Consider the following 12,966-nt stretch of genomic DNA (forward strand, 5'->3'; position numbering starts at 1 on the left):
GGTCGTTCCACGCGGCGGCCGATCGATCGGTATCGGTCGCCGACCTACAGCCGCGAGGCGGTCGTCTCGACGCCCGCACCCACGTCCACGTCCGCGCCGTGCTCGGAGAGCGTCTGTCCGAGCGCCGAGACGAGCAGCGAGACGTTCGCGGGTCGCGCTGAGTGGCCCATACAGCCGATCCGGAAGATCTCCCCGTCGAGGTCTCCGAGTCCGGAGGCGATCTCCAGGTCGTAGCCGTCGAGGAGGTCCGAGATGACAGCGCCGTCGTCGACGCCGCTCGGAACCCGGACGGCGTTGAGACTCGGCAGCCAGTACTCGTCGGCCGCGTTCATCTCCAGCCCCATCGCCTCCACCCCGGCCTTCAGCGCCCCGGCGGCCTCGCGATGGCGCGCCCACCGCGACTCGATCCCCTCCTCGGCGACGAGCCGCAGCGCCTCACGCAGCGCGTAGACGTTCGTGATCGGCGCTGTGTGGTGGTACGCGCGCTCCTCGCCCCAGTACCCTTCCAGCAGCGAGAGGTCGAGATACCACGACCGCGCGGGCTCCTCCCGGGAGAGCACCTTGTCCATCGCGCGGTCGTTGAGCGTCAGCGGTGACGCGCCCGGCGGACACGAGAGGCACTTCTGGGGCCCGGAGTACGCGGCGTCGACGTCCCACTCGTCGACCTTCAGCGGGACGCCACCCAGCGACGTGACGCAGTCCGCGATCACGTACGCGTCGTGAGCGTGGGCGATGCTCGTCAGCTCGGAAACGTCCGGCTGGCGGACGCCGGTGGACGTTTCGGCGTGAACGAACCCGAACACGTCGGGCTGGTGCTCGTTGAACGCGGCCCGCACGTCGACCGGGTCGAGCGGCTCGCCCCAGGGCGCGTCGACCTCGACCACGTCGCCGCCGGCGCGACGGGCCATCTCGGCCATCCGACCCCCGAAGTAGCCGTTCGTCGGGACGAGCATCGTCTCGCCCGGCTCGAGGAGGTTGCCGATGGCGGCCTCCATCGACGCCGAGCCTGTGCCCGAGACGGGGATCGTCCACTTGTTGTCGGTGCGGAACGCGTACCGGAGTAGCTCCTGCGTCTCGTCCATGATATCGACGAACGAGGGGTCGAGGTGGCCGACGAGCGGCGTGCTCATCGCACGGAGGACTCGCGGGTGTACGTCGCTCGGGCCGGGACCCATCAGCGTCCGATCGGGCGGCGTGAGTTCGTCCACCTCGGGGGCTTCAGCGTCGCCGAGTTCGGGCTGGTGCATACCCGTGAGGTCCCGGGGCGCGTGCAAATGCCTCTCGATTCGGCCGTCGTCGCCGCGGCCGCGGAGACAACGCTCAAGAACGGTCGCGGGAAACACGCGGGCATGACCACAGACGACGCCGGACCAGCGGACGACGCCTCCCCGGCGTGGTTCGTCGCTCGCGACGCCGAGTCGCCGACCGACCGAATCCGCGACGGGGCGGCCGACGCGCCCGAGGACTGGCCCGCGCTCGCGGTCGAATCCGGCTTCGCCGACCACGAGGACGACTACTACGCGACGCTCCGGGAGGCGACAGTCGAGGCCGCCCGCGCGGCCGTCGACGAGCGCGAACGCGCCGACGACCGCCAGTTGCTCCACGCTGTGCGGGCGATGGACGACGCCGACCGCGTCGCGAACGAACTCGCCGAGCGCGTCGCCGAGTGGGCAGGCACGCTGTTTCCCGACGCCGGAACCGGCGTCGACGGCTGTCGCGACATCGCCGAGCGCGATCCGGACGGGCCGGCCAAGAAGCGCGTCGTCTCGCTGGCGACCCGCGTCGCCGACCTCGACCGCGAGGCCGACGAACTGGAGGCGTTCATCGAGTCGCGCGCGCCGGTCGCGGCACCCAACATGGCGGCGATCGCGGGACCGGTGCTGGCGGCGCGGCTCATCTCGCTGGCGGGCGGATTGGAGACGCTCGCGAAGAAGCCGTCAGGGACCCTGCAGGTGCTCGGGGCGGAGGACGCGCTGTTCGCACACCTGCGCGGCCACGGCTCCTCGCCGAAACACGGCGTCATCTACACCCACGAGTACGTCCGCGGCACGCGACCCGAGGACCGCGGCTCGGCCTCGCGCGCGCTCGCCGGGAAGCTCACCATCGCCGCCCGCATCGACCACTACTCGGGCGACTACCGCCCCGAGTTGGAGGCCGAGTTGGACGAGCGCATGCGGACGATCCGCGCTCGTGCCGAGACGGCCGACGGCGGTGAGGCGGAATGACCGACGCTCCCGACGCATCGCTTCCAGCGGGCGTCGAGCGCCGAGATATCGACGGACGTGAGCGCCTCTGTACGCGCGGTGAGCCGGTGTACGGGGAGCCGACCGACGGAGACTGGCGCGCATGGGACGCCGGCCGCTCGAAGCTCGGCGGGATGCTCGAACTCGGCATGGAGACGGGACTGGCCGGCGGAGAGACCGTCCTGTATCTCGGGGCGGCAAACGGGACCACCGTCAGCCACGTCGCCGACTTCGCCGGCCCGACCTACGCCGTGGAGTTCTCGCCGCGGCCCGTTCGCGACCTGCTCGACGCCTGTGCGTCCCGGCCGAACCTGTTCCCGCTGCTCAAGGACGCCCGCCGTCCCGAGACGTACGCCCACGTCGTCGAGGCGGACTGCGACGTGCTCGTGCAGGACGTCGCCACCCGCGGACAGGCGAACGTCGCCGTCAGTAACCGGCAGTTCCTCGCGGACGACGGTCGGCTGTTGCTGGCGGTGAAAGCTCGGTCGGAGGACGTGGCCGCCGCTCCCGAGGACGTGTTCGACGATGTGCTCGGAGAACTGCGGGAGACGTACGAGGTGCTCGAGACCTCCCGTCTCGATCGCTTCCACGAGGATCACTTCGGCGTCGTCGCGACGCCGCGGTAGCGCCGTCGCGTGCGGTGTCGTCCCCGCGGTCGTCGCCGCGGTCGTCGCCGCCGCCGTCCTCGTGGTCGTCGCCGCCGCTGTCCCCGCGGTCGCCGCCGCCGTCGGCGACGATGTCAACGCCGTCGCTGTCGCTGACACAGTCACGTCTCGCCGCCGACTCACGTTGCCGTCAGCGATCCGATGCTCGTCGTCGTGTGCTCGGCCGCTCACGCGCCGCCGCGAGCGACTACTCGGACTAGGGGTTCCCCGCCGGTTCCGCCGCCGTCTGTCGTTCGTTCGGGGTACCCGCGCCGCGTCCGCGACGGTCTGTGTTCGGTATCCGTCTTGAACGTTCGCTCGAGTCGGTTCCCGGTGCGGCGCTTCGGACGCCCAAACGACTACTCGCCCGGACGATTCCTCGCACGGTATCGGCGACCGCGACGGGGAGCCGGTTTCCCGAGATATATACCGATACACGTCGAAGCCGTCGGCGATGGACACGGGTTCGGCTGCGGCGTTCGACCGGATGGGTACCCTCGGGGTCGAGGAGGAGTTCTACGTGGTCGACGGCGAGGGCCGCCCGACCGCCGGGAGCGACGAACTCGTCTACGGCGACCGCGAGCCGCCGGAGCCGCTGTCGGGGCGGATCGACCACGAGCTGTTCAAGTTCGTCGTCGAGACGCAGACCCCGCTCATCGAGGACGCCGACGCGGTCCGCGACCGCGTCGTCGCGGTCCGGGAAGCGCTCGTGGAGCACGCTGACTCGTACGGGCTGCAGATCGCGGGAGCCGGACTGCACCCGGCGGCCGTCTGGCGCGAGCTGGATCACGCCGAGAAGCCGCGCTACCGATCGCAGTTGGACCGCATCCAGTACCCGCAACACCGCAACACGACCGCCGGACTCCACGTTCACGTCGGCGTCGACGACGCGGACAAGGCGACGTGGATCGCTAACGAGGTGCGGTGGTTCCTGCCGCCGATGCTCGCGCTGTCGGCTAACTCACCGTTCTGGAACGGCTTCGACACCGGGCTCGCCTCCGCCCGGGCGAAGGTGTTCGAGAACCTCCCGAACACGGGGATGCCCGGGCGCTTCGAGAGCTTCGCGGCCTACCGCGACTTCGAGCGCCGAATGGTGGAACACGGCTCGATCGAGGACCGCGGCGAGCTGTGGTTCGACGTGCGCCCCCACACCGGTCACGGCACCGTCGAGGTCCGCACGCCCGACGGGCAGTCGGACCCGGACGTGGTGTGTGCGTTCGTCGAGTACGTCCACGCGCTCGTGACGGACCTGGCGGAGCGGTACGATGACGAGGCGGATCCCGGTGTCGACGCCGGAGGCGACGGCGGCCTCCGACGGGAACTGCTCGACGAGAACAAGTGGCGGGCGATGCGTCACGGACGCGACGCCGACTTCGTCGACCGCGACGGCGACTCCGTGGTCGATCTCGCGACCGTGGTCGAGCGCGAGTGCGACCGCCTCGGCGTCGACGGACCGCGCCGGCTGCTCGACCGCGAGTCGGGGGCGCGTCGCCAACGGCGGCTCCGCGACGAGCGGGGTCTCGACGGGCTGTGCCGGGACCTGCTACTCGCCGAGCACGACGCCTGATCCGGCGACGGGGTTTTCCCTGCGGAGTTCTGACCGCCGAAACACGACACATGGCTACCGAGGAGTCGAGCGACGGCGGCGAGGCGAACGAGCCCGCCGAGGACGAAGAGTCGGCTCGCGGCGACCTCCGGGAGGCCGCCGAACGGCTCGAACAGGAGGCGACGGAGGTCGCAGACGGCTTCGACGAGCGTATCATCGACCTGCTCTCGTGGCTACTCGACACGGAGACGCGCGCTCGGATCTACGTCCACCTGCGCGAGCACCCGGGGTCCACGAGCGAGGAGATCGCCGACGGAACCGGCCTGTATCCGAGCACGGTCCGTGAGGCGCTGGCGGAACTCAACGACGAGGGGACCGTGACGAGACGCAAGCGCGAGTCCGCCGGCGCGGGCAACAACCCCTACGAGTACGAAGCGATCGACCCGTCGGCGCTCGTCGAGGACGCCGTCGGACAGGTTCAGTCGCAGCTGAACACCGTGTTCACTCTCGATTCGTATCTCGACGGCGACGGCGACGACCCCGTCGGCGGCGACGCTCCCACCGATCCCGTCAGCATCTCCGTGGAGACGGCCGACGCCGACCCTGCCGACGAGGAACGGTAACGTCGGTTTTACGTTCCGGGGTCACGTCCGCCGGGTATGAACGTCGCGCTGGGTGGGACATTCGATCCGGTCCACGACGGCCATCGGGCGCTGTTCGAGCGCGCCTTCGAGCTGGGGGATCTCACGGTCGGGCTCACGTCCGACGAGTTGGCCCCCGCGACGCGCCACGAGGAGCGGTACGTTCGCCCGTTCACCGAACGAAAGCGCGACCTCGACGCCGAACTCGCGCCGCTGGCCGAGAAACACGATCGCCAGTACGAGATCCGCGAGCTCACCGAACCCACGGGGATCGCCGTCGAGCCGGGGTTCGACGCGCTGATCGTCTCGCCCGAGACGCGCGACGGTGCCGAGCGAGTCAACGAGATCCGCGAGGAGAAGGGCCTCCCCAGTCTCCGGATCGAGGTCGTCGACCACGTGCCCGCCGAGGACGGCGACCGGATCTCCTCGACGCGCATCGTCAAGGGCGAGATCGACCGACACGGCAACCTCACGCCCGAGCGGGAGGGACGCGGGACGACGCCGCCCGGCTCCTCCGGCACGGAGTGAGATGACCGTCGTCGGGTGGCTGTCGAACCGCTCGCGCGCGACGCAACTGCTTTCGCTCGGCGGTCTCGCGCTGCTGGTGGGCTATCAGTCGATCCGGGTCGCCGGGCGCGATCCCGACAGCCTCCTCGCGTACGTCGGCGGCGCGCTGTTTCTCCTGGGACAGGTGGGCGTCTTGGCCGGGTTGGGGCTCCTCGCGTACCGAGTGCTCGCGGCGTAGCCGGCCCCGCCCGCCGTCACCACGTCGGGGCGCGAAAGCCCGCGTCCTCCAGGACGGTCTTCCAGCGTTGCTGGACCGACAGCCGGGTCACGTCCATCGCGTCGGCGACGGCGGTCTGAGAGCGTTCGTCGCCGGCGATCAGCGCGCCGGCGTACAGCGCGGCCGCGGCCATGGCGGGCTTCGAGCGGTCCTCCTCGGGGACGCCCGAGAGGAAGAGGTCGGTCGCGTTCGAGCGCGCCTCCGGCGACAGCTCCAGCGACTCGGCGGCCCGGCGCAGTCGCGCGAGCCACTCCTCGTGTTCGACCTCGTCGCTGGCGCGGTACATCGATGCGGCGTTCGCGGCCGGTGGTGATAAATCGTCGCCTCCGGTCCGACAGCTACTTACACGGATTCGGGATACTGTGGGGCGAGCGCGGGTAGCCAAGCCAGGCCAACGGCGCAGCGCTTAGGACGCTGTCCTGTAGAGGTCCGCCGGTTCGAATCCGGTCCCGCGCAGTAAGGAGCGAAGCGACGAACGAGCAGGCACGGATTCGAACCCTGGAAGTCGCAGCCCGGCAGCCCGCTACTGCAGGTACCCCGGACCGCCTTCCTCCGGTTCGAATCCGGTCCCCCGCAGTTCGCGGTCGATCAGAGTGAGGCCTCAACGGGCAAACGGGATGCGTAGTGACCCGTGTTCGGGGCTGAGCGAAGCACCGAGCGACCGGAACGGGAAGCGGCGAACGTCCTACGTCGGAACCGTACGACGAGCGCATGACGCTGTCGAAACCGATATGCGTCAGCCACGAGACCCTTCGGGTATGACAGCCTCCGCCGACCTCCTCGCCGACATCGTCTCGGACGTCGACGGGGTGTTCCTGTTCTCGCCGACCGGATCGATGTACGACGAGTACTGCGAGGCGGAGGACGCTCCCGTCGTCGTGGCCTCCGAGAACGACCACGACGCCGAGCGCTACGTCGATCTCCCGCTGGAGTTCGACAACGTCCGCGACCGGATCCGCTTCGGGATCGAGGGGGCGATGGACCAGGACTACTGCGCCGAGGGCGACGTGATCGCGTGCGCGGTCGGCGTGTTCGACGACCCGATCGACGGGGTGATCCGGACCCCCGTCACCGAGTCGATTCACACGGGGATCTACGACCTGTTCGCCAACTCGCGGGCTGACCCGAACGTCGTGCGCGACGTGTTCGACGTGGCGATCGAGTTGGGCAAGAAGGGCCAGAAGGGCAAGCCCGTGGGCGCGCTGTTCGTCGTCGGCGACGCGGGCAAGGTGATGAACAAGTCGCGGCCGCTGAGCTACAACCCCTTCGAGAAGAGCCACGTCCACGTCGGCGACCCCATCGTGAACGTGATGCTCAAGGAGTTCTCCCGGCTCGACGGCGCGTTCGTCATCAGCGACTCCGGAAAGATCGTCTCGGCGTACCGCTACCTCGAACCCGGTGCGGAGGGCGTCGACATCCCGAAGGGACTGGGCGCACGCCACATGGCCGGCGGCGCGATCACGCGCGACACGAACGCCATCGCCATCGTGCTCTCGGAGTCGGACGGACTCGTCCGAGCCTTCAAGGGCGGGTCGCTCATTCTGGAACTGGACCCGGAGGAGTACTGACCCATGTTCGAAGTCGCCCTCGCGTCGACCGGCGAGCGCGTGCCGGCGGCCGTCTCGACGCTGATGGCGTCGGCGACGACGGGAGTCCCGCTGCAGTCGCCGGGAGGTCTCGTCGAGTCGGCGCTGACCAGCATCACAGCGCGGCTGTGGCTCGCGCTCGGTGTCATCCTGTTCGCGGCGTTTCTCGGCTACCTCGTCGTCCGTGTGAACCGTCGAATCCTCGAGAGCGCCGGCGTTCCCGAGACCATCGAAGGGACCGCCTTCGAACGAACGGCCCACGAGTTCGGCACGTCGACGGTGTCGCTCGTGGCGAACCTCTCGGGGTACTTCATCTTCATTCTCGGCGTCATCGTCGCGCTGACGATCGCCCGAGTGCAGTACATCTCGACGTTCTGGAACCGGACGGCCGGGTTCCTTCCCTCGCTGTTTCTCGCCGTGCTCGTGCTCATCGTCGGACTCGTCGTCGGCGACAAGGTCGAACTCCTCGTCGACGACCGCCTCAGCGGGGTGAAGCTCCCGCAGACCGCCGTCGTTCCCGCGCTGGCGAAGTGGTCCGTCGTGTTCGTCGCCGTCCTCGTCGCGCTCGGCCAAGTCGGCGTCAACACCGGCGCGCTGGTCGTGCTCCTCGGCACGTACGGCTTCGGGCTGGTCCTGTTCGGGGGACTCGCCTTTCGCGACCTGCTCGCCTCCGGTGCCGCCGGCTTCTACCTCCTGCTCGAACAGCCGTACAGCATCGGCGACCGCGTCCGAATCGGAGACACCGACGGCATCGTCCAGGAGGTGAACGTGTTCGTCACGCACGTCGAAAACGACGGCGCGGAGTACATCGTCCCGAACCGCCGGGCGTTCACCGAGGGTATCGTCCGGATCCGCGAGTGAGATCGGTCGCCCCGCTCGCGCTCACCGCCGATCCGGGTCCGCCGGCCCGTGCGCGCCATCGCCGCCGTCCTCGCTATCGCCGCCGTCCTCGCCATCGCCACCGCGTTCGACCGGCCTCGCGGGCACCCCCGCGACGGTCTCGCCCGCGGGCACGTCGTCGGCGACGAGCGAGTTCGCCGCCACCTGCGCGTCGTCGCCGATCTCGACGCCCGGGAGGACCGTCACCTTCGCGCCCAACATCGCACGGTCCCCGACGACCACGTCGCCGAGGCGGTACTCGTCCTGGAGGAATTCGTGACACAGCAGCACCGAGTCGTAGCCGACGATCGCGTCCTCGCCGACCTCGATCCGCTCGGGCCAGAACACGTCAGGGGTGGCCTCCAGCCCCCACGAGACGCCCGAACCGACCGTCGCGCCGAGCCGACGGAGCAGCCAGTTCCGAAGCCTGAGGCTCGGCGAGATCCGGATCAACCACACGGCGAGGTAGTTGAGAGCGACCCGGATCGGCGATTTCGCGTCCGTCCAGTAGCGCAGGGAGTTGCGACCGCCGGGCGTCGGGTGCCGATCCAGTCGGTCGTAGCGTGCCGGCGGACCGCCGTCGGTGCCCGACTCATCGCCGGCGGTATCGGCGTCCCCACCGGCTGCGGACCGGCCCGAGTCGCTTGCGTCGTCGGTGCTCACGGTGGAGACTGCGCTCCGACGGGTAATCAAACTCGTGCGTCGCGGGCGGCGATCCACCGCGCGATCGCCGTCCGCGACCGGTCCGAAGGTTCATCACCGATGCCGCGACCAGCGCCCCCGTGCGGTGACAGCCGTTCCGGAGCGCTCCGCGAAATCGTGGCGCGAACGGTCCGGACTCGACCAGCGAGGCGCGCGCCACGTGTCAGCCCCCGAACCCCGTGGCGAGCGACGCCTACTCGCCGCGTAGTTCAGCCATGTGGTCGATCCGCGACTGCACTAACTCCGCCGTGCCGATGTCGTGGCGCACGTGGAAGCCGTCGCCGACGATCGACAGCGCCGCCTCAGCGTCCGCCTCCGCGTCGGCGATGGAGTCGCCGAGGCCCACGACCGCGAACGAGCGCGACGTAGTCGTGAACAGCCCGTCCTCGCGCTGGTCGACGCTGGCGTAGAACAGCAGCGCGTCGCCGACGCTGGCCTCGTTTACTTCGATTCGCGCGCCCGCGTCCGGGTCGACCGGGTAGCCCGCCGGGACGGCGTACTTGCAGACGGTCGCCTCACCGGAGAACGACAGCTCCGGCAGCGGATCACCGTCGCGTGCGGCCGTGAGCACGTCGATGAACGGCGTCGAGAGCACCGGCAGCGTGTTCATCGCCTCGGGGTCGCCGAAGCGGGCGTTGAACTCCACCACCTTCGGTCCCTCGGCGGTGAGCATGAACTGGCCGTAGAGGACGCCCTTGTACTCGGGGAGGGCGTCGACCACGGCCTCGACGATCTCGACCGCGTCGGCATACTCCTCGTCGGTCATGAACGGGAGCGTCAGGTCCGTGTCGGTGTAGCTCCCCATCCCGCCGGTGTTCGGGCCCTCGTCGCCCTCGTAGGCGCGCTTGTGGTCCTGTACCGCCGGCGTCGTCCGGACCTCGCCGTTCGCGACGAACGCCTGGACTGTGAACTCCTCGCCGACGAGGCGCTCCTCGACGACCCAGTCGTCCCACTCGGTGTCGAGGACGTAGTCGACGGTCGCTTCGGTCGTGAGCTGATCGCCCGTCACGCGAACTCCCTTGCCGCCGGTGAGTCCGACCGGCTTGACCGCGACGTCGCCGTCGTACGCCGAGACGTAATCGGCGGCCGCCTCCGCCGAGTCGAACGTCTCGAAGTCGGGGTTCCCCGGGATGTCGTGTTCGGCCATGAACCGCCGCTGGAACGCCTTGTCCGTCTCGATCCGGGCCTCGTCGGCGCGCGGGCCGAAGGTGTACACGCCGGCGTCGTCGAGCGCGTCGGCGACGCCCGCGTCCAGGGCGGACTCGGGGCCGATGACCGCCAGGTCGGCACCGACCTCCTCGGCGTAACTGACGATGTTCGTCGCGTCGCGCTCGCCGATCTGCTCGAAGCCGGCCGTGAGCGATGCGATTCCAGGGTTTCGGTTGCTCGCGCAGGCGTACAGCGTGCAGTCGTCGGCGAGCGCGCGGGCGATGGCGTGCTCGCGACCGCCGCCGCCGACCAGGAGAACGGTCTCCGTCATACACGACGGAACCGTACACGGGCGTGTAATGGTTCCGGTACTTGCGACGTTTGGTACCCACGATCACGTATTGTTCTGATGAGGACGGTCGCCGAAGGTCACCGCGGTCACGTCCATCGGATCGCAGTCCGACACGCGGCCGCCTCGCTTATCCCTCGCGGCGACAACTCGAAGACAATGAGCGATCCGACGGCGCGAAACCGGCTGGACGAGGAGGCCAGCCCGTATCTGCGCCAGCACGCGGACAACCCGGTCGACTGGCAGCCGTGGGACGAGGAGGCGCTCGCTGCCGCCCGCGAGCGCGACGTGCCGATCTTCCTGTCGGTCGGGTACTCGGCGTGCCATTGGTGTCACGTGATGGAGGAGGAGTCGTTCGAGGACGAGGCCGTCGCCGAGGTGCTGAACGACGAGTTCGTCCCCGTCAAGGTCGACCGCGAGGAACGACCGGATCTCGACCGCGTGTACCAGACGGTGAACCGGCTCGTGAACGGTCGCGGCGGGTGGCCGCTGTCGGTGTGGCTCACCCCCGAGGGGAAGCCGTTCTACGTGGGCACGTACTTCCCGCGCGACGGCCGCCAGGGGATGCCCGGGTTCCTCGAGGTGTGCCGCAACCTCGCGAACTCCTGGGGCGACCCCGACCAGCGGGCTGACATGGAGTCGCGGGCCGAACAATGGACGGCCGCCGCCCGCGACGAACTGGAGTCGACCGGCGAGGACACCGCCTCGGCCGGCGTCGACGGCGGAGGCGACGCGGTCGTCGGATCGGACGTCACCGATGGCGACGGTTCCGGGGGCGACGCGGACGGTGACGGACCCTCCGGACTGCCGGACACCGCGCTCTCGGATGCGGTGACGGCGGCGCTTCGAAGCGCAGACCGCGAGCACGGCGGGTTCGGGAGACAGGGACCCAAGTTCCCACAGACCGGTCGGATCGACCTGCTCATGGAGGCATACGCCCGTAGCGGACGCGAGGAGCCGCTGAACGTCGCCGTCGAGACGCTCGATGCGATGGCCGACGGCGGCCTGTACGACCACGTCGGCGGCGGCTTCCACCGCTACTGTACCGACCGCGAGTGGGTCGTGCCTCACTTCGAGAAGATGCTGTACGACAACGCCGAGCTGGCGCGCGTCTACCTCGACGCCTACCGGCTACTCGGCCGGCCGCGGTACGCGCTCGTGGCACAGGAGACGTTCGCGTTCCTCGACCGAGAGCTGTCCCACCCCGACGGCGGCTTCTACGGCACGCTCGACGCCGACTCCGGCGAGGGTGAGGGGGAATTCTACGTGTGGACTCCCGAGACGGTCGCCGACGCGCTCGCGGCCGCGGGGATCGACGACGGCTCGACCGTCGAACTGACGTGCGACCGCTTCGGGGTCACCGACGACGGCAACTTCGAGGGCGGCACCACCGTCCTCACGGCCGGCGCAACCGTCGATACGCTCGCCGATCGATACGATCTGACCGTCGAGGCGGTCCGCGAGCGAGTGATGGCCGCTCGGTCGGCGCTGTTCAGCTACCGGGAGCGCGAACGCGAGCGCCCGCCGCGGGACGAGAAGGTACTCGCGGGGTGGAACGGACTCGCCGTCTCGGCGCTGGCCGACGGCGCGCGCACGCTCGATACGTCGCTGGCGGGTCGCGGGGCTGACGCGCTCGACTTCGTCCGCGAGCATCTCTGGGACGATGATCGCCTCGCGCGTCGGTACATCGAACGCGAGGACGACGCCGTCGGCGACGGCGACGTGAAGGGAGTCGGCTACCTGGAGGACTACGCGTACCTCGGGAGGGGAGCGCTCGACCTGTACGGCGTCACCGGCGACGTGGACCACCTGTCGTTCGCGCTCGATCTCGCGCGGACGATCGTCGACGCGTTCTACGACGACGCCGACGGCACGATCTACGCCACGCCCGAGGACGGCGAGGACCTGGTCGTCCGCCCGCAGGAGCCGACCGACGACTCGACGCCGTCGAGCCTCGGCGTCGCGACGCGGCTCCTGCTCGACGTGGCCGTGTTCGCCCCCGACGAGGGGTTCGAGTCGGTCGCGCGCGACGTGCTCGCGACACACGCCGACGCCGTCCGCGCGTCTCCCCTCGAACACGTGACGCTGGCGCTGGCGGCCGCGCGCGCCGAGAGCGGTCCGTTCGAGCTCACGCTCGCGTGCGAGACGATGCCCGAGGAGTGGTGGGACACCCTCGCCGGCCGGTATCTCCCGGGGGTCGTCCTCGCACCGCGGCCGCCGACCGAGGAGGGGCTCGCGGCGTGGGTCGAGACGCTCGGCCTGTCGGAGGCCCCGCCGGTCTGGCGCGGGCGGGAGGCGCGCGAGGGCGCGCCGACGGCGTACGCCTGTCGCGATCGGACCTGCTCGCCGCCGGATCACGACCTCCGGGCGGCGCTGGAGTGGGCCGCCGGGGAGTGACCGGACGGTGGATCCCCCCGACAGAGCGTAACCGCTTTGCCTGACG

General features: G+C 70.0%; 13 protein-coding genes and 1 tRNA gene. 10 read left to right on the forward strand and 4 right to left on the reverse strand.

Annotated features, from left to right (window positions below; all coding sequences use genetic code 11):
• Nucleotides 1-44: 44 nt before the first annotated feature.
• Nucleotides 45-1,247 (reverse strand): alanine--glyoxylate aminotransferase family protein, encoded by a 1,203-nt coding sequence (locus Hbl1158_RS09860; protein WP_234297078.1) that lies wholly within the window; start codon nt 1,245-1,247, stop codon nt 45-47.
• 102 nt (nt 1,248-1,349) lie between these two features.
• Here Hbl1158_RS09860 and Hbl1158_RS09865 point away from each other — a divergent pair, with 102 nt between their 5' ends.
• From Hbl1158_RS09865 to Hbl1158_RS09890, 6 genes are all read left to right on the forward strand, one after another.
• Entirely contained in the window at nt 1,350-2,225 is an 876-nt protein-coding gene (locus tag Hbl1158_RS09865; RefSeq protein WP_234297079.1) for an NOP5/NOP56 family protein, read from the forward strand.
• Entirely contained in the window at nt 2,222-2,869 is a 648-nt protein-coding gene (locus tag Hbl1158_RS09870; protein WP_234297080.1) for a fibrillarin-like rRNA/tRNA 2'-O-methyltransferase, read from the forward strand. Before Hbl1158_RS09865 ends, Hbl1158_RS09870 begins: the two co-directional genes overlap by 4 nt.
• Nucleotides 2,870-3,341: 472 nt before the next feature.
• Nucleotides 3,342-4,454 (forward strand): glutamate--cysteine ligase, encoded by a 1,113-nt coding sequence (locus tag Hbl1158_RS09875; protein WP_234297081.1) that lies wholly within the window; start codon nt 3,342-3,344, stop codon nt 4,452-4,454.
• A 50-nt stretch (nt 4,455-4,504) separates the two neighbouring features.
• The gene (locus Hbl1158_RS09880; protein WP_234297082.1) at nt 4,505-5,056 is read left to right on the forward strand and encodes a winged helix-turn-helix domain-containing protein; all 552 of its coding nucleotides are present in this window, start codon (nt 4,505-4,507) and stop codon (nt 5,054-5,056) included.
• Between the two features lie 36 nt (nt 5,057-5,092).
• A complete protein-coding gene (locus tag Hbl1158_RS09885) occupies nt 5,093-5,602 on the forward strand; it encodes a phosphopantetheine adenylyltransferase (RefSeq protein WP_234297083.1) in 510 nt (169 codons plus the stop codon).
• Nucleotide 5,603: 1 nt separating this feature from the next.
• A complete protein-coding gene (locus Hbl1158_RS09890) occupies nt 5,604-5,819 on the forward strand; it encodes a hypothetical protein (RefSeq protein WP_234297084.1) in 216 nt (71 codons plus the stop codon).
• 16 nt (nt 5,820-5,835) lie between these two features.
• Here Hbl1158_RS09890 and Hbl1158_RS09895 read toward each other — a convergent pair whose 3' ends face one another.
• Nucleotides 5,836-6,144, reverse strand: coding sequence for a transcription initiation factor IIB family protein (locus tag Hbl1158_RS09895; protein ID WP_234297085.1), 309 nt, complete (start codon nt 6,142-6,144; stop codon nt 5,836-5,838).
• Between the two features lie 85 nt (nt 6,145-6,229).
• Between Hbl1158_RS09895 and Hbl1158_RS09900 the strand changes: the two genes are divergently transcribed.
• The 3 genes from Hbl1158_RS09900 to Hbl1158_RS09910 all read left to right on the forward strand — a co-directional run bounded on the left by Hbl1158_RS09900 (nt 6,230) and on the right by Hbl1158_RS09910 (nt 8,305).
• Nucleotides 6,230-6,314: transfer RNA gene (locus Hbl1158_RS09900), tRNA-Leu, on the forward strand.
• Nucleotides 6,315-6,616: 302 nt separating this feature from the next.
• Nucleotides 6,617-7,426 carry a diadenylate cyclase DacZ gene (dacZ, locus tag Hbl1158_RS09905; RefSeq protein ID WP_234297086.1) on the forward strand — a complete coding sequence of 270 codons (810 nt, stop codon included), beginning with the start codon at nt 6,617-6,619 and terminating at the stop codon, nt 7,424-7,426.
• Nucleotides 7,427-7,489: 63 nt separating this feature from the next.
• Nucleotides 7,490-8,305, forward strand: a complete 816-nt coding sequence (locus tag Hbl1158_RS09910; protein WP_234299512.1) for a mechanosensitive ion channel domain-containing protein — start codon at nt 7,490-7,492, stop codon at nt 8,303-8,305.
• Nucleotides 8,306-8,326: 21 nt separating this feature from the next.
• On the opposite strand, the gene Hbl1158_RS09915 is transcribed toward Hbl1158_RS09910, so the two are convergent.
• Both Hbl1158_RS09915 and purD read right to left on the reverse strand, forming a co-directional pair.
• A complete protein-coding gene (locus tag Hbl1158_RS09915; protein WP_234299513.1) occupies nt 8,327-8,875 on the reverse strand; it encodes a DapH/DapD/GlmU-related protein in 549 nt (182 codons plus the stop codon).
• 343 nt (nt 8,876-9,218) lie between these two features.
• On the reverse strand, nt 9,219-10,505 hold the full coding sequence (gene purD / locus Hbl1158_RS09920; protein ID WP_234297087.1) for a phosphoribosylamine--glycine ligase: 1,287 nt from the start codon (nt 10,503-10,505) through the stop codon (nt 9,219-9,221).
• 177 nt (nt 10,506-10,682) lie between these two features.
• Here purD and Hbl1158_RS09925 point away from each other — a divergent pair, with 177 nt between their 5' ends.
• Nucleotides 10,683-12,920: a thioredoxin domain-containing protein gene (locus Hbl1158_RS09925; RefSeq protein WP_234297088.1), complete on the forward strand. Its 2,238-nt coding sequence runs from the start codon at nt 10,683-10,685 to the stop codon at nt 12,918-12,920.
• The last annotated feature ends 46 nt before the right edge of the window (nt 12,921-12,966 follow it).

The sequence above is a fragment of the Halobaculum sp. CBA1158 genome (genome assembly GCF_021431925.1).
In the GTDB taxonomy this organism is placed as follows: domain Archaea; phylum Halobacteriota; class Halobacteria; order Halobacteriales; family Haloferacaceae; genus Halobaculum.